The sequence below is a fragment of the Nocardia amikacinitolerans genome (assembly GCF_900215415.1).
In the GTDB taxonomy this organism is placed as follows: domain Bacteria; phylum Actinomycetota; class Actinomycetes; order Mycobacteriales; family Mycobacteriaceae; genus Nocardia; species Nocardia amikacinitolerans.
The window spans coordinates 355,554-375,632 of record NZ_OBEG01000006.1 but is presented as its reverse complement, the minus strand read 5'-3'; the positions used below and the strand labels follow the sequence as shown (position 1 = coordinate 375,632).

The window sequence follows — 20,079 nt, the reverse complement described above, 5'->3', positions numbered from 1 at the left end:
CGGGTCAGCGCTCCTCGTCGTGATCGGCCGACCACAGTAGGTGGTGGTGCCGGTGCGGGGCGGGCGGCGCGGGCACGACCGTCCTGGTCAGCTCCGCCTCCGCCGCCGTGCGCACGTGCTCGACATCGGGCTTGCCCGCGACGAGGTCCTGTACGAAGATCTTGGCCCGAATGACCGGCCTGCGATACCGGCGTTCCCGCACGATCGCCCGGTACATCAACCGACGCCGGTCACCGTAGCGCCACCGTGCCCACGGCGCGCCCGGCCTGCTCAACCGCAGCGCGCCGACCACGAGCAGCGGCGGGAAGAACATGCCGAACAGGCCGGTCCAGATCTTGCCTTTGGCGATGACGATCGCGGCGAGCATCAGGTTCACGAGCGCGAACACGGTCGCCACGATCCGCGCGCCGGTGCCGATGGACGCGCGGAAGTCGTTGATCTCCAACAGCGACAGCGGATGGAAGCCGAGCAGCAGCAGCCCGGTCACCGCGAGCGCGACGAACACGGCGTCCACCGAGGTGCGGCCCTGTTCCTCCCAGTACACGTCGCGCAGGTAGTAGATCAGCGCGAACTCGTCGAGGACCAGCGCGGCGCCGACGCCGAAGGCCGCCGACAATGCGCCCGCGGTGGCGCTGCTGCCGTTCTCGAAGACGGCGACCAGCCCGAGCCCGGAGCCGAGCACCAGGATCACGCCGAACACCATGTGGTGGATGTGCACGGTGCCCGCCCGCAGATTGCCCGGCCACCAGCGCACCTTGGCCCTGATCATCCGGACGCTGAGCCGGATGAACAGGAACCCGACGATGAAGCCGAAGAGGAAGCACAGCAGGGGTAGGCGGCCTTGCGCGATCACATCGTCTTCGAGCCACCGTCGCATGGCCGCCTACATCCCTCCGCCCCGCGCTGGCGCCTACTGTCCGAAACCGGCCCGGCGCAGCGCGTCGGCCATGGAACCGCTCGGCGCGGGGGCGTTGCGCCGCTGGTTGCCCTGGCCGCGGCCCTGCTGCTGCCGCCCTTGACCATTCTGCCGCTGCTTGCCGTCGCCGCCCTGACGTCCGCCGCCCTGGCCGCGGTTGCCGCCGCGCTCGTTCTTCGCGGGCGCGCCCGGCTCGTCGTCCAGGCGCAGGGAGAGCCCGATGCGCTGACGGGCGACGTCGACCTCGAGCACCTTCACCTTCACCACGTCGCCGGACTTCACCACCTCGCGCGGATCCTTGACGAAGCTGTGCGACATGGCCGAGACGTGCACAAGACCGTCCTGGTGCACGCCGACGTCGACGAACGCGCCGAACGCCGCGACGTTGGTGACCACACCCTCGAGCACCATGCCGGGCTTCAGGTCGGCGACCTTCTCCACACCCGCGGCGAACTCGGCGGTCTTGAACTCAGGACGCGGGTCGCGGCCCGGCTTCTCCAGCTCGCTGATGATGTCGGTGACGGTCGGGACACCGAACTTCTCGTCGGTGAACTCCGCGGGCCGCAGCGCGCGCAACACGGTGGTGTTGCCGATCAGCTCGGACATCCCGCGGCCGGTGGATTCCAGGATGCGTCGGACCACCGGGTAGGCCTCGGGGTGCACCGCGGAGGTGTCGAGCGGGTCGTCGCCGCCGCGGATGCGCAGGAAGCCCGCGCACTGTTCGAACGCCTTGGGGCCGAGCCGAGGCACGTCCAGCAGTGCGGTGCGGCTGCGGAACGGACCGTGCTGGTCACGATGCGCCACAATGCTTTCCGCCACCGAGGAGGCGATGCCCGAGACACGGGAGAGCAGCGGCACCGAGGCGGTGTTGACGTCGACGCCGACCGCGTTCACCGCGTCCTCGACCACCGCGCCGAGCGAGCGGGCAAGCAGCGTCTCGGAGACGTCGTGCTGGTACTGGCCGACGCCGATCGACTTCGGGTCGATCTTCACCAGCTCGGCGAGCGGATCCTGGAGGCGGCGCGCGATGGACACCGCGCCGCGCAGCGAGACGTCCATGTCCGGCAGTTCCTGGGAGGCGTAGGCCGAGGCCGAGTACACCGACGCGCCAGCCTCCGAGACCACGATCTTGGTCGGCTTGTTCTCGGGGATCCGCGAGATCAGCTCGGCGGCAAGGGCGTCGGTCTCGCGCGAGGCGGTGCCGTTGCCGATCGCGATGAGCTCCACGCCGAACCGCGCGACCAGCGCGCCCAGCACCGCGAGCGACTTCTCCGTCTGGCCCTGCGGCTTGTGCGGGTAGATGACCTCGGTGGCGACGACCTTGCCGGTCGCGTCGACGACCGCGACCTTCACGCCGGTGCGGTAGCCCGGGTCGAGGCCCATCGTGGTGCGGGTGCCCGCGGGCGCGGCGAGCAGCAGATCGCGCAGGTTGGCGGCGAACACGTCGACCGCGTCCTTCTCCGCGGCCTGACGCAACCGCATGCGGGTGTCGATGCCGAGGCTGACCTGGAGCTTCGTGCGCCACGCCCAGCGCACCGTGTCCAGCAGCCAGGAATCGGCGGGGCGGCCCTTGTCGGCGATGCCGAACCGCACCGCGATGCGGCCTTCGTAGATGCTGCGCTCACCGGGCTCGGGCTCTTCGGTGTCCGGCTCGAGGTGCAGGGTGAGCACGTCCTCCTTCTCCCCGCGCAACAGCGCGAGCACGCGATGCGAAGGCAGCTTGTGGAACGGCTCGCTGAACTCGAAATAGTCGGCGAACTTCGCGCCCGCCTCCTCCTTGCCCGGCCGCACCGTCGAGGTGATCTGGCCGCGGTTCCACATCAGCTCGCGCAGTTCGCCGACCAGATCGGCGTCCTCGGCGAACCGCTCGACCAGGATCGCGCGGGCGCCGTCGAGCTGCTCGGCGGTGTACTGCGCGGGATCGGTGGTCGGATCATTGATCAGCGCGTCGGCCACCGGCTCGTGACCGGCCTCCCGCGCGATCTGCGCCTTGGTGCGCCGCTTCGGCTTGTACGGCAGGTAGATGTCCTCGAGGCGGGCCTTGGTCTCGGCGAGCATCAACTGCTGGAGCAGCGCGTCGTCGAGTTTGCCCTGGCCACGGATGGATTCGATGATCGCGCCGCGGCGCTCGTCGAGTTCACGCAGGTAGGAAAGCCGCTCGTCGAGCTGGCGCAGCTGGGCGTCGTCCAGCCCGCCGGTCACCTCCTTGCGGTAACGCGCGATGAACGGCACGGTCGAACCCGCGTCCAGCAGTTCGACGGCGGCGCGGACCTGGCTCTCGCGCACACCGAGTTCCTCGGCGATACGCCTGCCCACGCTGGCCAGCGGGGCGCCTGTGGGTGCGGCGGCGGTCGTGTCGGTGCTGTTCGGCTCTGAACTGGCGATCTCGGGCGCTGTCGTCACGACCCGCAACACTAGCTGGCCGATCCGCCTCCCCGAGCCTCAGGCCGGTCGTGAGTGCCGGGAGAGTTTCGCGCCGGGCCGGCGGTTGGGGGACGCTCGGGTTTTGGGCGTACCCGGTGAGTTACCCGGATCTTGCGAGATCAGTTGTCGCGTTGGTAATCCTCGGGTTGGCTTGATGGGGTCGTCTGCCAGTGATTTACCCCGGCCTCGCCCATCTATTGTCGCGAGATCCTCAGGTCGGCTCGATGGGTTGGTGTGCCCGTGAGTTACCCCGGCCTCGCGCAAATCAGTTGGCGCCTTGGTAGGGCCCCGTGGTCAGGGCTCGTGCGGGTTTCGGGCTGCGTGGATCGCCCGGGGCTCGCGAAATCAGTTGGCGCTGCGGTAGGCGTACCTCCGCATTCGCTCGGGCCGTGCGCGGGCTGACGACGGACTGTGTCCGCCTAGCCCATTGGGCCCCGACGAAAGCTCGCGCGGATTCCACGTACCAGGTGAATTGTTTGGCCTCGGAGATCAATTGGCGCCGCGGTGCCTCGGGTGGGGCCAGCTGGTTTGTGCCCGGCTGACCCCAGTCCTCGGAGAACGGCTGGCGGGGCGGGGTCAGCCGAGGAGTTCCTTTGCCATCTCGCGCATTTCGGCCTTGCGGATCTTGCCGGTGACGGTCATCGGGAATTCGTCGACCAGGTGGACGTAGCGCGGGATCTTGAAGTGGGCGAGTTTGCCGGTGCAGAAGGCGCGCACGGCCTCGGCGTCCAGCGGGGTGGCGCCCTCGCGCATGCGGATCCAGGCCATGAGTTCCTCGCCGTACTTCGCGTCGGGCACGCCGATCACCTGGGCGTCCAGGATGTCGGGGTGGGTGTAGAGGAACTCCTCGATTTCTCGGGGGTAGATGTTCTCGCCGCCGCGGATGACCATGTCCTTGATCCGGCCGGTCACGGCGATGTAGCCGTCGGCGTCCATCACGCCGATGTCGCCGGTGTGCATCCAGCGGGCCGCGTCGATGGCTTCGGCGGTCTTGTCGGGCTGATCCCAATAGCCGAGCATCACCGAGTAGCCGCGGGTGCACAGTTCACCGGGCTCGCCGCGCGGGACGGTCAATCCCGTTGCGGGATCGACGATCTTGACCTCGAGATGCGGGCCGACGCGGCCGACGGTCGCGGTCCGGCGATCGAGGTCGTCGTCGCGGCGGGTCTGGGTGGAGACCGGAGACGTTTCCGTCATGCCGTAGCAGATGCACACCTCGTGCATGCCGAGCCGGTCGATGACCCGCTTCATCACCTCGACCGGACACGGTGAACCCGCCATGATGCCGGTGCGCAAGGTCGACAGATCCGGTGTCGCTCCGGTCTTTTCGAGGACGGCGTCCAGCTCGGCGAGCACGGCGATGAACATCGTCGGCACGCCGTAGAGGGAGGTGCAGCGCTCCCGAGCGACCGCCTCCAAGGTGGCGGCCGGGTCGAAGGACGGTGCCGGAATCACCACCGCCGCACCGTGACTGGTGGCGGCCAGGTTTCCCATCACCATGCCGAAGCAGTGATAGAAGGGCACCGGAACGCAGATCCGGTCCTGTTCGGTGTACCCGCACAGCTCACCGACGAAGTAGCCGTTGTTCAGGATGTTGTGATGGCTCAGCGTGGCTCCCTTCGGGAAACCCGTTGTGCCCGAGGTGTACTGGATGTTGATCGGATCGTCCGCCGACAGCGTCGCCGCGACGGCGGCCAGCCGTTCGGCGTCGACCGGCGCGTCGGCCACCTCGGCCCAGTCCGCGCCGCCGAGGATCAGAACCTGGTCCAGGCCGGGACATTCCGGCCGGACCTCCTCGATCATGGCGACGTAGTCCGAGGTCTTGAACTCCGGCGCGGCGATCAGCATCCGAACCCCGGCTTGGCGCAGCACGTAGCCGAGTTCGCTGGTGCGGTAGGCCGGGTTGATGTTGACCAGGATCGCGCCGAGCTTGGCGGTGGCGTACTGCACGAGGAACCACTCCGCGCAGTTGGGCGCCCAGATGCCGACGCGATCGCCCTTGGCGAGACCGCGGGCGGCGAGACCGGACGCGATCGCGTCGACCGCGGCGACGAGCTCGCGGTAGGTCCAGCGGCGTCCGGTCGGCAAGTCCACCAACGCTTCCCGATCCGGATGCGCCGCGGCGGTGCGGTCCAGGTTGGCGCCGATGGTGTCGCCGAGCAGCGGCGCGTCCGAGGTGCCCGAGGCGTAGCTCGGCAGTGCGGGAGTCATCGCGCACCTCCCTGCTGCCGCAGCACGAAACGCTGCACCTTGCCGCTGGGCGTCTTCGGCAGGCTCGTCACGAAATGCACCCGGCGCGGATAGGCGTGCGCCGCGAACTTCTCCTTCACCAGTTGTTGTAGCTCGGCGGCCAATTCGGCGCTGCCCGCGGAACCGTTGCGCAACACCACGAATGCCTCGAGCACTTCGCCGCGCAGCTCGTCCGGCAGACCGACCACCGCGGCCTCCGCCACCTGGTCGTGCAGCACCAGCACGCTCTCCACCTCGAACGGGCCGATCCGGTATCCCGCCATGATGATCACGTCGTCGTCGCGCGCGGAGAAGTGGAAGAACCCGTCGGCGTCACGGGATCCGGCGTCGCCGGTGAGATACCAACGGCCGTCGGCGGTGTAGCGCTGCGCGGTGCGCTCGGGGGCGTCGAGATAGCCGAGGAACCACAGCAACGGGCTGCGCTCGGTATCGATCGCGACCCGGCCGAGTTCGCCGGGCGCGGCCTCGACGTCGGCGTCCTCGGCGAGCACGGCGCAGGTCCAGCCGGGCAGCTGCCTGCCCATCGACCCGAGCGGGGCGGCGGCGCTGAGCTCGTCGTGCCACGCGTTGCAGACGACCATGCCGTGCTCGGTCTGCCCGTAGTGGTCGCGAACGGCGACGCCCAGATTCCGCGCCGACCAGGCGACCACCTCTGGGGTGAGCGGTTCGCCCGCGGAGGAGGCGCGGCGCAGCGCGAAACCCGTTGGCGGCGTGGTGTCGTCGGCGCGCAGGGCGCGGTAGACGGTGGGCGCGGCGGCGAAGTTGGTGACCCCGAAGCGCTCCAGGACCCGCCAAGTCAGCGGTGCGGAGAATCCCGCGTGCAGCAGCAGACTTCGGGTGCCCGACGCGAGTGGGCTCAGGATCGCGTAGTAGAGCCCGTAGGCCCAGCCGGGATCGGCGGCGTTCCAGTAGACGTCGTCGGGGCGGACGTCCAGCGCGAATTCCTGATACGCGTGGAAGGACGCCAGCGCGCGCAGCGGGATCGGCACGCCCTTCGGGGTGCCGGTGGTGCCGCTGGTGAACAGCTGGACGAGCAGTCCGGCACCGCCGACCGCGACCGCCGCGGCGCGCGGGTCGTCGGCGGCGTACGCGTCGAGCAGGTCGGCGAAACGCAACGTGTCCGGTCCGACCTTCTCGGGCGCTCCCGCGACGACCAGCCGCCACGGCGCGTCGGCCGGAATGTCGTCGCCGGGCGCCAGCTTCGCGGCCTGGTCGGCGTCCGCGACGACGAGCGCGGCACGGCTGGCCGTCAGGCGGAAGGCGATGGCGGGCGGCGCGAACGCGGTGAACAGCGGCACGTGTACCGCGCCGCGGCGCCAGATGCCGAGCAGCGCGACGATCAGGTCCGCGGACTTGCCCATCAGGGTGGCGACGCGATCGCCGCGCCCGACCCCGAGTCCGGCCAGCGCCGCGGCGAACCGCGCCGAACGCTCGCGCAGTTCACCGTAGGTGAGGTCGGTGGCGCTCAGGTCGGCGTCCACCACCGTGAACGCGACGCGGTCCGCCGGATGGCGGTCGCACAGCAGCTCCGCCGCACACGCCTCCGGTCCGTCGTAACCCTCCAGCAGCTCGCGCACCCGCGCGTCCAGGTCCGTGCTCATCTCGCCTCTCCTCGTCGGTGATCCACGCCACCCTCGTGTCCCCTAGGATGTGGGTTGCATCACGTTCGTCACTACCCCCGAAAAGGGGTGAGTCGTTTGACCACCACTTCCCTGCTGCGGCCCCGCGACGCGGACGCGCTGCGCGCCGAGATCCGCTGGGTGGCGCACCGGGCGGGCGTTCCTGTCGTATTCGGTGGCGAGGTGCACGAGGATGCGTTGCTGCTCACCGAATTCGTCGGGACGATGACCAACGGGCTGCGCGGCCTCACCGTGCTGCGCAGTTCGGGCCTCGGCGGCCGGGTCATGGATATGCGCAGGCCCGCGTCGGTGGCGGACTACCGCAACGCCGTCTCCATTACCCACCACTACGACGCTCCGGTCTCGGGCGAGGGCATCCGTTCGGTGCTCGCGGTGCCGGTGGTCGTCGACGATCGGTCGCGCGCGGTGCTCTACGCCGCGACGCGCGGTGCGAGCCCGCTCGGCGACCGGACCGCCGATCTGATGATGCAGGCAGGCAAAAGGCTGGCCACCGAGTTCGCGATCCGCGACGAGGTGGATCGGCGGCTGCGCCTGCTGGAGATGACGACGCCGACGCCGGACACCGCGCCCGCCGTCACCGAGGAACTGCGCGACATCGGCGCCGAACTGCGCGGCCTGGCGCGCGCGGCCACCGACGAGCAACTGCGGGCCAGGCTGCACGGTATCTGCGATCGTCTCGGCCGGGCGCTCACCGGCGAACCCGCTCCCGACGCGCCGCGCCTGTCCCGCCGGGAGTTGGACGTGCTCGCCGAGATCGCGCTCGGCTGCACCAATCAGGAAGCGGCCCAACGCCTCTCGCTCGGCGCGGAAACGGTGAAGAGCTACCTGCGCAACGCCATGACCAAACTGGACGCGAGCACTCGCCACGAGGCCGTCGTCACCGCCCGCCGCCTCGGCCTCCTCCCCTGAGTTCAGGCCCTCGCCGGTTCGGTCTCGAATCGCCTTGCGCCTCTTCGGTCGTCGGCGTTTCCGGTGTTCGGGCCAATTCGCCCGGCCGCCAAGGGAATGCGGTGGGCGTTGCGGGGCTCCCGGGTCGGAGTGGTGATGTGGCCCGCCCTACACTCCCTTGCGTGACAGAGCCTTTCCGTATCGCGGGATTGTCCCTGGACTGCGCCGACCCCGATGCGCTCGCGCGGTTCTACCTCGATCTGCTCGGCGGGCACACGCTGTGGAACAAGGAACGCAGCGCGGCGATCCGCATCCCGTCCGGTCTAGCGGTCATCGCGCAGCGGATCCCGGACTACAAGCCGCCGGTGTGGCCCGGCAGCTCGATCGTGCACTTGGATTTGGCGGCCGACGACGACCTGGACGCGTGCGAGCAGCGCGCGCTCGCGTTGGGTGCGGTGCCCGCGCCGACCCAGCCGGGCGACCGGTGGCGGGTCCTGCTGGATCCGGCCGGGCACCCGTTCTGCATCACGACGGCACAGCTGCCCGACTGAGAATCGGGCTCACTCCGGCGGCAGCAGGTCCGGTCGGCGTTCGCGGGTGCGGGCCAGCGACTGTTCGCGGCGCCAGGCGGCGACCTTCGCGTGGTCGCCGGAGAGCAGGATCGGTGGAACGTCGAGGCCGCGCCAGCTGACGGGCCGGGTGTAGCTTGGTCCTTCGAGCAGGCCGTCGGAGAACGAATCCTCTTGGTGGGACTGCTGATTGCCGAGCACGCCGGGCAGCAGCCGCACGACGGCCTCGGTCATCACCAGCACCGCGGCCTCACCGCCGATGAGGACGTAGTCGCCGATGCTGACCTCTTCGACGCGCACCCGTCGCGCGGCGTCGTCGAACACGCGCTGATCTATGCCTTCGTAACGGCCGCAGGCGAAGACCAGGTGCTGCTCGTCGGCCCAGCGCTGGGCGGTGGCCTGGGTGAACGGGACGCCCGCCGGGGTGGGCACAACGAGCAGGGCGTCGTCGGGGCACACCTCGTCCAGCGCGTCGCCCCAGACGGTCGGCTTCATGACCATGCCCGGCCCGCCGCCGTACGGCGAATCGTCGACCGACTTGTGCACGTCGTGCGTCCAGCGCCGCAGGTCGTGCACGTCGACGGAGATCAAGCCCTTGTCGATGGCTTTGCCGAGCAGCGCCGTGCGCAGCGGCTCCAGATACTCCGGAAAGATCGTGATGACGTCGATCCTCATCCCAGCCCCTTCGTCGCACCGGGATTCCCGCGCCCGGTCGCGGCGGCGCGCGTCGTGTCCATCACTCGGGATCGAGCAGGCCCTCGGGCGGATCAATGACCACCAGCCCGTCGGCGAGCGACACCGTGGGCACGATCGCCGTGACGAACGGGATCAGGATCTCCCTGCCGTCGTCGGCGGCGCGCACCGAAAGCAGTTCTCCCGCTGCCGAATGCAGCACCTCGGTCACCGTTCCGACGGCCGTGCCGTCGGTGAGCTGGACGGTCAGCCCCTCGAGCTCGTGGTCGTAGAACTCGTCCGGATCGTCCGAGGGCGGCAGGTCTTCGCTGTCCACGACGAACAGCGTGCCGCGCAGCGCGTCGGCGGCGGTGCGGTCGGCGATCCCGGCGAGAAACACGAGGAGCCGGCCCGAGTGCTCGCGGGCCGACTCCACAGTGAAGTCGCGAACCTCCGACGAGCGCGGCAGGCGACCACGCAGGGTGGTGCCCACCGCGAAACGCTCTTCGGGTTCGTCGGTGCGGACCTCGACGACGAGCTCGCCGCGCACACCGTGCGACTTGGCGACCCGCCCTACGACGAGTTCCATCTACTGATCGGTGTCGACCACGTCGACCCGGATGCCACGGCCGCCGATGCCCGCGACGAGGGTGCGCAGCGCGGTCGCGGTGCGTCCGCCGCGACCGATCACCTTGCCAAGGTCCTCGGGGTGGACGTGCACCTCGACGGTGCGCCCGCGGCGGCCGGTGATCAGCTCGACGCGGACGTCATCCGGATTGGCGACGATGCCGCGCACCAGGTGCTCCACGGCATCGGCCACTACGGCGCTCACGACTCCACCTCGCTAGCGCTCGGCTCCGTCGCGACCGCGATGGCGGCTGCGCCGATGGTTCGCTCGCTGCGCTCGCTCACGACTACTCGGCAGCCTCGGTAGCGGCCTCGCCCTCGGCCTCTTCCTTCTTGGCCTTCTTCTTCGGGGTGACGGCCTCGGCGACCGGCTCGTTCTCGGCGGCGGCCAGCGCGGCGTTGAACAGGTCCAGCTTGGACGGCTTGGCCGGCTTCACCTTCAGCGTGCCCTCGGCGCCGGGCAGGCCCTTGAACTTCTGCCAGTCACCGGTGATCTCCAGGAGGCGCTGCACCGGCTCGGTCGGCTGCGCGCCGACACCCAGCCAGTACTGCACGCGCTCCGAGTCGATCTCGATCAGCGACGGCTCTTCCTTCGGGTGGTACTTGCCGATGGACTCGATGGCCCGGCCGTCACGACGGGTGCGGGCGTCCGCGACGACGACGCGGTACTGCGGGTTGCGGATCTTGCCCATGCGGGTGAGCTTGATGCGAACAGCCATGCTGATCTGCCTCTTTCAGGTAGTTGGTCACGGCGCGATTCAGCGACTCGCACGGTCTGCGAGCCCGGTTTCGCGCTTGAAGTGTGTGACCGCCGCGCGGTACGTAACCGGAGACGGGCTGACACTGTCCGGAAGGACGGTGGTCCATTCTGCCAGACCGGTCCGCTCCGCCCGAAATCGCCTCGCGACGTCGGTCACCAGGGCTCGGCGACGTGGCCCGGCCGACGATATCGGCGGGTTTCAACCCCACTGCAACGTTTCGCGCCCTGGCCGCAATAACCGGTCATGGGGATCTTCCGACGCAACACCAGGCGCACCAGTTTCAAGCGCGAGGCCGCGCGTGAGGTGGGCGGCGAGGTCGCGACCGAAGCGGTGATCAATGCCGCGCCGTTGCTGTTCCGTGTGGTCGGTGCGGGGTTGCGCGGCATCGGATCGGCCGTCAACGCAATCCTGAACTGAGCTTCCAGGCTCCGCTTCCTATCGGCCGCGCCTCCAGGCGACTTCGCGCAAATCAGGCGGGGCGGTAGCGCAGCAGCACAACCCCTGAACGGAACGGCTTGCTCTCGACGAGTCGCAGCGCCGGAATCCGCGCGCCCTCGGCGAACAGCCGCGCGCCGCGGCCGAGCACGACCGGGTAGACGAACAAGCGGTACTCGTCGACCAGCTCGGCCTCGATGAGCTGGTGCGCCAGCGCGATGCTTCCGGTGCAGACGATGTCCTTCCCCGGTTGCTCCTTGAGCGCGCGCACGTCGTCCAGCCCACGCAGCACCGTGGAGTTCTGCCATTCCGGATCGTCCATCGAGCGCGACACCACGTACTTCGCCATCTGGTTCAGGTCGTCGGTGATGCCGGTCCGGTCGTCGGTCTGCTTCGGCCAGTAGCCGCGCATGTCCTCGAAGGTGACGCGCCCGAACAGCACCGCGTCGCAGGCGGCTGTGTGGGCCATGAGTTCCGCGAGGATGTCGGATTCGTCGTCGACCGCGTCGTTGCCGACGGTGAACCACCCCTCTGTCGCATCGATCACCCCGTCGAGCGTGATGTTCTCCGTCACGACCAGATCCCGCATCTGCTGACCTCCCTGGTACGAATGCCTTCCTCAATACCGACGACGCGAGTACGCCGAATTCATCGCGCCAGGCTTCACGAGTGCCCCCACACACTTTTCACACGCCTCACATAGCCGGTGCCTATGTGAGGCGTACGAAAGGTGTGTGGCGTCAGATCGATCACCGCGGAGGCAGGTGATGAAGTTGCCGGTGGAGGCCGACCGCGCCCGCAGGTGGTGTGCGTGCGACCGGGCGGGCTCAGCGGTGGCCGGTGACGGGGTCGGCGGAGCAGTAGACGCGGCCGCGTAGGACGACGTATTCCGGAGCGCTGAGGGTCGCCGGTGCGAGGCGCGGATCTTCCCGGTAGACGACGAGATCGGCGGGCGCGCCGTGCTCGATGCCGGGCCGATCGAGCCAGGTGCGCGCGTTCCAGGAGGCGGCGCCGAGCGCGTCGTGCGCGGACAGGCCCGCGCCGGTCAGAGCGATGATCTCGTCGGCGATGCGGCCGTGCCGGATGGAGCCGCCCGCGTCGGTGCCGGTGTAGATGGGCACGCCCGCGTCGTGGGCGGCGGCGACCGTCTGGCGGACGCGGCGGTGCAGGTCGCGCATGTGGGCGGCGTAGACGGGGAATTTGCCCGCGCTGTCGGCGATGGACGGGAAGGTGTCGATGTTGATCATCGTCGGGACCAGTGCGGTGCCGTGCTCGACCATCATCTCGATGGTCTCGTCGGTGAGGCCGGTGCCGTGTTCGATGCAGTCGATGCCCGCGTCGATCAGCCCGGGCAGCGCGTCCTCGCCGAACACGTGGGCGGTGACCCTGGCGCCGTTGGCGTGCGCGGCGTCGATGGCCTCTTTGAGGATGGCGTCGCTCCACAGCGGGCGCAGGTCGCCGACGGAGCGGTCGATCCAGTCGCCGACGATCTTCACCCAGCCGTCCCCGAAGCGCGCCTGCTCGGCCACGATCTCGGGGAGGTCGCGTTCGTCGTCGAGTTCGATGCCGAGCTCTCGGATGTAGCGCTTGGGCCGCGCGATGTGCCTGCCCGCGCGGATGATCTTCGGCAGCTCCTGGTGCTCGTCGACGAAGCGCGTGTCGATCGGCGACCCGGCGTCGCGCAGCAGCAGCGCGCCAGCGTCGCGCTCGGTCACCGCCTGGGCGATCGCGCCCTCGCGGGTCTCGTCACCGCCGCCGTAGCGGATGCCGACGTGGCAGTGCGCGTCCACCAGCCCCGGCACGATCCACCCTGCGGTGCACAGGGTTTCGGCTCCCGACACGGGCTCGAAGGACACCAGCCCCTCGTGCACCCAGAGATCGCGCACCTCGTCGTCCGGCAGAACAACCCCGCGTAGATGCACCGCAACCTCCTCCGACACCCTCGGCCGCACTCAACCTACTCCGGACCCGACCGGCTCGCCCCCGGAGACGAGCGGAGCCGCGCCGCTGCCTGTCACCGCCGCACACGTCTGGACCACGGCGATCTCAGTGGCAAGCAGCACCAGCCAGTCCGACCAGAACACCTGATCCGCGCCGCGCAGCCGATCCGCCCGGCCTGCCGCGACGATCCATCGCCGGACCACCGCGATCCCAGCGGCAACCAGCGCGATGACCGACGGCCCGGCCCCCGTGCCTGTTCTTTGCAATCCCAGCCGTGCGGCTGCGACGGTTCACCTGGCGACCGCACCCGCCGTCATCGCAGATCTGGCCGCGATATCGGTGGCACCCCGCGACAAGCACACGCCGAGTCGTACCGGTGTCCGCACAGGCCGAGCCGCCGAAGAGGTCGCGATCGCACCGTGGCGCGACAAGCGGTGCGGGCGCCTACTTCTTCGGGAACTTGAGCTTGGACAAGTCGAAACCGTCGAGCCCCGGCGGCAATTCGTTGAGACCCGCGGGCATGTTCGACAGGTCGGGCATTCCGGCGGGCATCTGCGGCATGCCCGGCATACCCATGCCGGGCAGACCGCCGCGCACCTTCGGCGGGGTCGGCCCGCGACCGCCCTTCTTGCCTTTCTTGCCCTTCTTGCCGCCGCCGCGGCGCGAACCGGGCAGGCCCATCTGGCGGCCCATCATGGCCATCATCTTCTTGGCCTCGAAGAACCGGTCGACGAGCTGGTTGACCTCGGAGACCGAGACGCCGGAGCCGTTGGCGATGCGCAGGCGGCGGGAGGCGTTGATGATCTTGGGGTTGTCCCGCTCGGCGGGGGTCATGCCGCGGATGATGGCCTGTACCCGGTCCAGCTGCTTGTCGTCGACCTGGGCGAGCACGTCCTTCATCTGGCCCGCGCCGGGCAGCATGCCGAGCAGGTTGCCGATCGGGCCCATCTTGCGGATCGCCAGCATCTGCTCGAGGAAGTCCTCGAGGGTGAGCTCGCCGCTGCCGATCTTGCGCGCGGCCTCCTCGGCCTGCTGCGCGTCGTAGACCTGCTCGGCCTGCTCGATGAGGGTGAGCACATCGCCCATGCCGAGGATGCGGCTGGCCATGCGGTCCGGGTGGAAGACGTCGAAGTCCTCCAGCTTCTCGCCGGTGGAGGCGAACATGATCGGCTCGCCGGTGACGTTGCGCACCGAGAGGGCCGCGCCACCGCGGGCGTCGCCGTCGAGTTTGGTGAGCACGACGCCGGTGAAGCCGACGCCGTCGCGGAAGGCCTCGGCCGTGTTGACGGCGTCCTGACCGATCATGGCGTCGAGCACGAACAGCGTCTCGTCCGGCTGCACCGCGTCGCGGATGCCCGCGGCCTGGCGCATCAGTTCCTCATCGATACCGAGACGACCCGCGGTGTCGACGATGACCACGTCGTACTGCTTGGTTCGCGCCTCGGCGACACCGGCGCGCGCGACCTCGATCGGGTCGGCGGCGGAGATGCCGAGCGGGTTGTCGCCACCGCCGATCGAGGTGCCGGGATGCGGGGCGAACACCGGCGCGCCCGCGCGCTCGCCGACCACCTGGAGCTGGGTGACGGCGCCGGGACGCTGCAGGTCGCAGGCCACGAGCAGCGGCTGGTGGCCCTGACCCTTCAGCCACTTGGCGAGCTTGCCAGCCAGGGTGGTCTTACCGGAGCCCTGCAGACCGGCGAGCATGATCACCGTCGGCGGGGTCTTGGCCAGGTTCAGCCGCCTCGTCTCGCCGCCGAGGATGCCGATCAGTTCCTCGTTGACGATCTTGACGACCTGCTGGGCCGGATTCAGCGCCGCGGAGACCTCCGCGCCCTTGGCGCGCTCCTTGATCCTGGCGATGAAACCGCGCACCACGGGCAGCGCGACGTCGGCCTCGAGCAGGGCCAGACGGATCTCGCGGCACGTGGCGTCGATGTCGGCCGGTGACAGACGCCCCTTACCACGCAGATCCTTGAGGGCACCGGTAAGCCGGTCGGACAGGGATTCGAACACCGATCGCGCTCCTGATCTCGAGTGACGTCAACTTCCTCCCAGCGTAATGGGATCGCCCACGTGTTCGCGCAGGCGGTGCGTCCTTCGAGCGGCGCGCGAGAGTTATTCGAGTGCGCGGCGGCGTGGTTTGGAAGTCTTGCGGTAATCGTGGTTCTCCAGCCGGACCATGTACGCGGCCTCCCGGCCGGTCAGTCCTAGCTCGAGCGCCAGATCGTCGAGCATCGCCCAGTCCGCGCCCTCGGGCGCGTCGGGCGTGGTGGAAACCGTCGAGGCGATCGTCATCGCGGTCACCGCCTGCTGCGCGGTCAACGTACGGCCTGGCAACCAGGAAACGACCCACCGATCTCCGCCGACACACCGCGCCATATGCGTGGTTTCGTCGCTCGTCATCATCGAAGCCGAAACAACCTCAATTGCCACCGACCTGCTCCCCTCGTGCTCGCGATAGCCAGACGCTCTGATAGTAGGGGTCACTTGCCCCCGCGGAGAGAAGTTCCAGCAAATCGCGCGCAACGCCGGGGTTTGCGCCGTGGCGCGGGTCTTTCGGCTCAGGAAACGGACGAATCGGCGTCGTCGGCCTCCTTCGGCGCGGGGCGTGGCACCACGTCCAGCACCGCCTTCTCGATGGCGTCACGGCGTTGCGGGCCGTCCTCGGCGCCGAGCTCGAGGCAGAACGCGTCGACCACGGCGGAACCCATGGTCACCACCTTCGCCCAGCGCACGTCCGCGCCGCAGCGCGCGAACGCGGCGGCCAACCGGCTGAGCAGGCCGACGCGGTCCTCGGCGCGCAGTTCGAGGATCACCTGGCCGGGCGTCGTGGTCGACGACCAGATCAGGCGCGGCTGGGCCTGGGCATACGGACTCGGGCCCGCACCGGTCGCCTCGCGTTCGCGCTTGGCCAGCAGCGCGGTCAGATCGAGATCCCCGGCGATGGCCCTGATCAGCTCCTGACGCAGCAGACCGGCGTCCGGCGGGTCGCCGAACTTCGGCGAGACGACGAAGGTGTTGACGGCCGAGGCGCCCTCGCCGCCGAGCGCGGCGGAGAGCACCCGCAGCGAATGCAGTGCGAGCACGCCCGCGGCGTCCGAGAGCAGGCCGGGCGCGTCCGGCGCGATCACCGTGACCACGTAGGTGAACTTGCCATCGCCCGGCTTCAGGTCGACGTGCACGCCGCCCGCCGCGGCCTTGGCCAGCAGTTCCGGCGCGATGGGCTCGGGCTTCGGCAGTTCGTAGCCCGCCATGACCGTGCGGCAGCGCCGCACCAGATCGCCGATGAGCGAGGCCTTCCAGTCGCCCCAGACGCCGGGGCCGGTGGCCAGCGAATCGGCTTCGGCCAGCGTGTGCAGCAGTTCCAGCAGCTGTGCGTCGCCGTCGAGCGCGTCGACGACGAACCCCACCGTGTCCGGGTCCGCGAGGTCGCGGCGGGTCGCGGTGTCCGGGAGCAGCAGGTGGTGGCGCACCACGGCGCTGAGCGTGCGCACGTCGGAGGGCCACAGCCCGAGCCTGCGACCGATGTGGGTGGCCAGCTCGGCGCCGACCACGCTGTGATCGCCCGCGCGGCCCTTGCCGATGTCGTGCAGCAGTGCGCCGAGCAGGAGCAGGTCCGGGCGGGCGACCCGGGTGCTCAGCGCGCTCGCGTAGGCCACCGTCTCCATCAGATGACGGTCGACGGTCCAGGTGTGCAGGGCGTCGCGCGGCGGCAGGTCACGCACCGCGCCCCACTCCGGGAGCAGCCTGCCCCACAACCCGGTGCGATCGAGCGCCTCGATCGCGTCGAGGGCACCGCGACCGGCGCCGAGCAGCACGAGCAGATCGTTGAGCGCGTCCTTGGGCCACGGCTCGCGCAGTTCGGGCGCGTCCTCGGACAGGCGGTTCAGCGTGGTGGCCGACATCGGCAGCCCGGTCTGCGCCGACGCCGCCGCCACCCGAAGGATCAGCCCGGGATCGCGCTGCGGCCGCGCGTCCCTGGCCAGCACGACCTCACCCGCGTGTTCGACCACCCCCTCATCGAGTGGTCGTCGCACGGGCATCCGGCGCAGCCTGGCCAGACCGCGCCGCGGCAACGCGTTGGCCGCGGTGCGCAGTCCGACGTCGACCGAGTAGCCGACCGTCCGCGCCGAATCGCTGAGCGTGCGTGCGAGATCGAACCGATCGCCGATCCGCAGCGCCGCGCCGATCTCGTCGGCGTCCTGCGCGCGCAACTGATCGCGGGACCGTCCCGCGACCCGATGCAGCTCCGTGCGAACATCCAGCAAACGTCGCTGCGCCTGTTTCACGCCGCCGCCGGGCACGTCGGGACCGAGCCCCGGCATGGCGTCGGTCAGCTGGGCGACGGCCAGCGCGTCGAGCAGTTGGATATCGCGTAGGCCACCGCGCCCGTTCTTCAGGTCGGGCTCGGCGCGGTGCGCGATCTCGCCGCTGCGCTGCCAGCGGGCGTTGGCCTGCGCGATCAAGTCGTCGAACCGGTTGCGGATGCCGGTGCGCCATTCGCGGCGCACGCCGCCGATCAGCAGGTTGCTCAGCTCGACATCGCCGACGATGTGCCGCGCCTCGAGCATGCCGAGTGCCGCGATCAGATCGTCGTTGGCGACCCGCAGCGCTTGGGGGACGGTCCGCACGCTGTGGTCGAGCTTGATGTGGGCGTCCCAGAGCGGGTACCAGAGCTGGTCGGCGACCTCGGCCACCCGCGCCGGATCCACGTCGTCGTGCAGCAGCACCAGATCCAGATCCGAGTACGGCAGCATCTCCCTGCGCCCGAGCCCACCGACGGCCACCACCGCGAGGCCGCTGTCGGCGGTGATGCCGAGTTCGGCGCCCTTGCTGGTGAGCCACAGGTCGAAGAGATCGACCAGCGCGGACCGGAGGCTCTCGGCATCCAACCGCGGGTTGCGCGGCACGCCGCCATCGAGCAGCTGATCACGCGCCGCGACCAGATCGGCGGCCCCGTTGGAGACCCGCTCACCGTTGCCGCGCTTGCCGTTTCCGCTACTGCTACCCACAACCCACCGCCCATTTCGATGCGTGCGGCCCCGCCCCGACCGGGTCTCCGGTGGGAGCGGGGCCGCCGCTCATCTGTCTCCGCTTACAGCGCGTCGGTACCGCGTTCGCCGGTCCGCACGCGGATGATCGACTCCACCGGGGTCACCCAGACCTTGCCGTCACCGATCTTGCCGGTGCGGGCGGCCTCGACGATCACCTCGACGACCTTGTCGACCGACGCGTCGTCCACGACGACCTCGACCCGCACCTTCGGCACGAAGTCGACCGAGTACTCGGCACCGCGGTAGACCTCGGTGTGGCCCTTCTGCCGCCCGTAACCCTGTACCTCGCTGACGGTCATGCCGAGCACGCCCGCCTGCTCCAGCCCGGACTTCACGTCCTCGAGCGTGAACGGTTTGACGATTGCGGTGATCAGTTTCATGTCGTCATGCCTCCTTGACGAGCGAGCGTGCCGTGCCACCCACAGCAGCGAAATCGTATGCGGTTTCCGCGTGCTCGGACTCGTCCAGGCCGACCGACTCGCCCTCGTCCGTAGCGCGCAGACCGATCGTGAACTTCACGATGTAAGCGATCACCGCGGTCGCGACCAGGGAGAACGCAAGCACGGTGAAGGCACCGACAGCCTGCAGCTTCAACTGCTCGATCCCACCACCGTAGAACAAGCCTTCGACAGCCGCCGGAGCTTCGGGCGCGGCGACCAGGCCGACCATCAGCGTGCCGACCAGACCGCCGACCAGGTGCACGCCGACCACGTCGAGCGAGTCGTCGAAGCCGAACTTGAACTTCAGGCCGACCGCGAGGGCGCACAGCGCACCCGCGACGATGCCGATGGCCAGCGCGCCGACGACGTTCACCGAGGAACAGGCCGGGGTGATCGCGACGAGACCGGCGACGATGCCCGAGGCGGCGCCCAGCGAGGTGGGGTGGCCGTCGCGGATCTTCTCCACCAGGAGCCAGGCAAGCATGGCGGCGGCGGTGGCGATGGTGGTGGTCAGGAAGGTGGCGCCCGCGATGCCGTTGGAGCCGACGGCCGAACCGGCGTTGAAGCCGTACCAGCCGAACCACAGCAGACCGGCGCCGAGCATCACGAACGGCAGGTTGTGCGGACGGAACGGCGTCTGCGGCCAGCCCTTGCGCTTGCCGAGGATCAGGGCGAGCACCAGACCGGCGGCGCCCGCGTTGATGTGGACCGCGGTGCCACCGGCGAAGTCGATGGCCTTGAGGTTGTTGGCGATCCAGCCGCCCTCTTCACCGGTGTAGCCGTCGAAGGCGAAGACCCAGTGCGCGACCGGGAAGTACACCACCGTGACCCAGATACCGGCGAACAGCAGCCAGGAGCTGAACTTGAGGCGGTCGGCGACCGCGCCCGAGATGAGTGCGACGGTGATGATCGCGAACATCAACTGGAACGCGACGAACACCGACAGCGGAATGGTTCCGTTCAACGGAATCGCGGCCGGGGCCGCCGGATCGGTGGAGGCAAGGTAGCTACCGCCGAAAACGCTCTTCAGACCGAAATACTGTCCCGGGTCGCCGATGAGGTTCGCCTTGTCCTCACCGAAGGTCATGGAGAAGCCGTACAGCGCCCACAGGACGGTTACCAGTCCCATGGCGCTGATGCTCATCATGATCATGTTCAGCACGTTCTTGCTGCGGACCATGCCGCCGTAGAAGAACGCGAGTCCGGGTGTCATCAAAAGCACGAGTGCTGAACTCGCCAGCATCCATGCGGTGTCACCGGCGTCCGGCGCGCCGATTACGGGAAATGCCACCTTGAAGTCCTCCTCATCTCGGGCCCAGCCGCCTTCGGCAAATGGACCTGCACAGAAGGGTCGCCATTCGGTGTTTCATCCGTTGAGCTGTCGTGTTTCGCCTGCGTGAACGGATGGCGCGGTTGTGTTGCTTCCACGTTTCGTGCTGTGCACCGCGTGTTTCCCCGCAGT

Annotated in this window: 19 protein-coding genes; 3 read left to right on the top strand and 16 right to left on the bottom strand. The window is 69.5% G+C overall.

Annotated features, from left to right (window positions below; translation table 11 throughout):
- Positions 1 to 4 precede the first annotated feature (4 nt).
- From CRP45_RS26275 to CRP45_RS26260, 4 genes are all read right to left on the bottom strand, one after another.
- On the bottom strand, positions 5 to 877 hold the full coding sequence (locus CRP45_RS26275; protein ID WP_097247438.1) for a hypothetical protein: 873 nt from the start codon (positions 875 to 877) through the stop codon (positions 5 to 7).
- A 33-nt stretch (positions 878 to 910) separates the two neighbouring features.
- Complete coding sequence (locus tag CRP45_RS26270; RefSeq protein WP_425436975.1) at positions 911 to 3,301, bottom strand: Tex family protein; 2,391 nt, start codon at positions 3,299 to 3,301, stop codon at positions 911 to 913.
- A gap of 615 nt (positions 3,302 to 3,916) precedes the next feature.
- On the bottom strand, positions 3,917 to 5,551 hold the full coding sequence (locus tag CRP45_RS26265) for an AMP-binding protein (protein WP_097247437.1): 1,635 nt from the start codon (positions 5,549 to 5,551) through the stop codon (positions 3,917 to 3,919).
- Complete coding sequence (locus CRP45_RS26260) at positions 5,548 to 7,191, bottom strand: AMP-binding protein (RefSeq protein WP_097247436.1); 1,644 nt, start codon at positions 7,189 to 7,191, stop codon at positions 5,548 to 5,550. Before CRP45_RS26260 ends, CRP45_RS26265 begins: the two co-directional genes overlap by 4 nt.
- Positions 7,192 to 7,287: 96 nt before the next feature.
- On the opposite strand from CRP45_RS26260, the gene CRP45_RS26255 reads away from it, so the two are divergent.
- Positions 7,288 to 8,139 (top strand): helix-turn-helix transcriptional regulator, encoded by an 852-nt coding sequence (locus CRP45_RS26255; protein WP_097247435.1) that lies wholly within the window; start codon positions 7,288 to 7,290, stop codon positions 8,137 to 8,139.
- A 161-nt stretch (positions 8,140 to 8,300) separates the two neighbouring features.
- Positions 8,301 to 8,669 (top strand): VOC family protein, encoded by a 369-nt coding sequence (locus tag CRP45_RS26250; protein WP_067782154.1) that lies wholly within the window; start codon positions 8,301 to 8,303, stop codon positions 8,667 to 8,669.
- A gap of 9 nt (positions 8,670 to 8,678) precedes the next feature.
- Here the strand turns inward: CRP45_RS26250 and trmD are convergent, their stop codons facing one another.
- The 4 genes from trmD to rpsP all read right to left on the bottom strand — a co-directional run bounded on the left by trmD (position 8,679) and on the right by rpsP (position 10,705).
- Positions 8,679 to 9,362 carry a tRNA (guanosine(37)-N1)-methyltransferase TrmD gene (gene trmD, locus CRP45_RS26245; protein ID WP_067782152.1) on the bottom strand — a complete coding sequence of 228 codons (684 nt, stop codon included), beginning with the start codon at positions 9,360 to 9,362 and terminating at the stop codon, positions 8,679 to 8,681.
- 61 nt (positions 9,363 to 9,423) lie between these two features.
- Positions 9,424 to 9,948, bottom strand: a complete 525-nt coding sequence (gene rimM, locus CRP45_RS26240) for a ribosome maturation factor RimM (protein WP_067782146.1) — start codon at positions 9,946 to 9,948, stop codon at positions 9,424 to 9,426.
- Positions 9,949 to 10,191 (bottom strand): RNA-binding protein, encoded by a 243-nt coding sequence (locus CRP45_RS26235; RefSeq protein WP_067782143.1) that lies wholly within the window; start codon positions 10,189 to 10,191, stop codon positions 9,949 to 9,951.
- An 82-nt stretch (positions 10,192 to 10,273) separates the two neighbouring features.
- Positions 10,274 to 10,705 (bottom strand): 30S ribosomal protein S16, encoded by a 432-nt coding sequence (gene rpsP, locus CRP45_RS26230; protein ID WP_067782140.1) that lies wholly within the window; start codon positions 10,703 to 10,705, stop codon positions 10,274 to 10,276.
- A 285-nt stretch (positions 10,706 to 10,990) separates the two neighbouring features.
- Between rpsP and CRP45_RS34040 the strand changes: the two genes are divergently transcribed.
- Entirely contained in the window at positions 10,991 to 11,164 is a 174-nt protein-coding gene (locus tag CRP45_RS34040; RefSeq protein WP_179831020.1) for a hypothetical protein, read from the top strand.
- Positions 11,165 to 11,216: 52 nt separating this feature from the next.
- Here the strand turns inward: CRP45_RS34040 and CRP45_RS26225 are convergent, their stop codons facing one another.
- The 8 genes from CRP45_RS26225 to CRP45_RS26190 form a co-directional block, all read right to left on the bottom strand.
- Positions 11,217 to 11,771, bottom strand: a complete 555-nt coding sequence (locus tag CRP45_RS26225; protein ID WP_097247434.1) for a dihydrofolate reductase family protein — start codon at positions 11,769 to 11,771, stop codon at positions 11,217 to 11,219.
- Positions 11,772 to 12,009: 238 nt separating this feature from the next.
- Positions 12,010 to 13,104, bottom strand: coding sequence for an amidohydrolase family protein (locus CRP45_RS26220; RefSeq protein WP_097247624.1), 1,095 nt, complete (start codon positions 13,102 to 13,104; stop codon positions 12,010 to 12,012).
- Positions 13,105 to 13,134: 30 nt separating this feature from the next.
- Positions 13,135 to 13,326 carry a hypothetical protein gene (locus CRP45_RS26215; protein WP_097247433.1) on the bottom strand — a complete coding sequence of 64 codons (192 nt, stop codon included), beginning with the start codon at positions 13,324 to 13,326 and terminating at the stop codon, positions 13,135 to 13,137.
- A 241-nt stretch (positions 13,327 to 13,567) separates the two neighbouring features.
- The gene (gene ffh, locus CRP45_RS26210) at positions 13,568 to 15,136 is read right to left on the bottom strand and encodes a signal recognition particle protein (RefSeq protein WP_097247432.1); all 1,569 of its coding nucleotides are present in this window, start codon (positions 15,134 to 15,136) and stop codon (positions 13,568 to 13,570) included.
- A gap of 102 nt (positions 15,137 to 15,238) precedes the next feature.
- Complete coding sequence (locus tag CRP45_RS26205) at positions 15,239 to 15,526, bottom strand: hypothetical protein (protein WP_372508152.1); 288 nt, start codon at positions 15,524 to 15,526, stop codon at positions 15,239 to 15,241.
- A 158-nt stretch (positions 15,527 to 15,684) separates the two neighbouring features.
- Positions 15,685 to 18,135, bottom strand: a complete 2,451-nt coding sequence (locus CRP45_RS26200; protein ID WP_097247431.1) for a [protein-PII] uridylyltransferase — start codon at positions 18,133 to 18,135, stop codon at positions 15,685 to 15,687.
- 83 nt (positions 18,136 to 18,218) lie between these two features.
- Entirely contained in the window at positions 18,219 to 18,557 is a 339-nt protein-coding gene (locus CRP45_RS26195) for a P-II family nitrogen regulator (RefSeq protein ID WP_067782130.1), read from the bottom strand.
- A gap of 4 nt (positions 18,558 to 18,561) precedes the next feature.
- Positions 18,562 to 19,860 carry an ammonium transporter gene (locus tag CRP45_RS26190; RefSeq protein ID WP_174554792.1) on the bottom strand — a complete coding sequence of 433 codons (1,299 nt, stop codon included), beginning with the start codon at positions 19,858 to 19,860 and terminating at the stop codon, positions 18,562 to 18,564.
- Between the last annotated feature and the right edge of the window lie 219 nt (positions 19,861 to 20,079).

Bases quoted from the DNA above. Each gene is read 5' to 3' on its own strand.
- CRP45_RS26265 (WP_097247437.1), bottom strand. From the start codon at position 5,551: ATGACTCCCGCACTGCCGAGCTACGCCTCGGGCACCTCGGACGCGCCG.
- CRP45_RS26195 (WP_067782130.1), bottom strand. From the start codon at position 18,557: ATGAAACTGATCACCGCAATCGTCAAACCGTTCACGCTCGAGGACGTG.
- CRP45_RS26225 (WP_097247434.1), bottom strand. From the start codon at position 11,771: ATGCGGGATCTGGTCGTGACGGAGAACATCACGCTCGACGGGGTGATC.
- CRP45_RS26190 (WP_174554792.1), bottom strand. From the start codon at position 19,860: ATGCTGGCGAGTTCAGCACTCGTGCTTTTGATGACACCCGGACTCGCG.
- CRP45_RS34040 (WP_179831020.1), top strand. From the start codon at position 10,991: ATGGGGATCTTCCGACGCAACACCAGGCGCACCAGTTTCAAGCGCGAG.
- CRP45_RS26275 (WP_097247438.1), bottom strand. From the start codon at position 877: ATGCGACGGTGGCTCGAAGACGATGTGATCGCGCAAGGCCGCCTACCC.
- CRP45_RS26205 (WP_372508152.1), bottom strand. From the start codon at position 15,526: ATGACGAGCGACGAAACCACGCATATGGCGCGGTGTGTCGGCGGAGAT.
- CRP45_RS26260 (WP_097247436.1), bottom strand. From the start codon at position 7,191: ATGAGCACGGACCTGGACGCGCGGGTGCGCGAGCTGCTGGAGGGTTAC.
- rimM (WP_067782146.1), bottom strand. From the start codon at position 9,948: ATGGAACTCGTCGTAGGGCGGGTCGCCAAGTCGCACGGTGTGCGCGGC.
- rpsP (WP_067782140.1), bottom strand. From the start codon at position 10,705: ATGGCTGTTCGCATCAAGCTCACCCGCATGGGCAAGATCCGCAACCCG.
- trmD (WP_067782152.1), bottom strand. From the start codon at position 9,362: ATGAGGATCGACGTCATCACGATCTTTCCGGAGTATCTGGAGCCGCTG.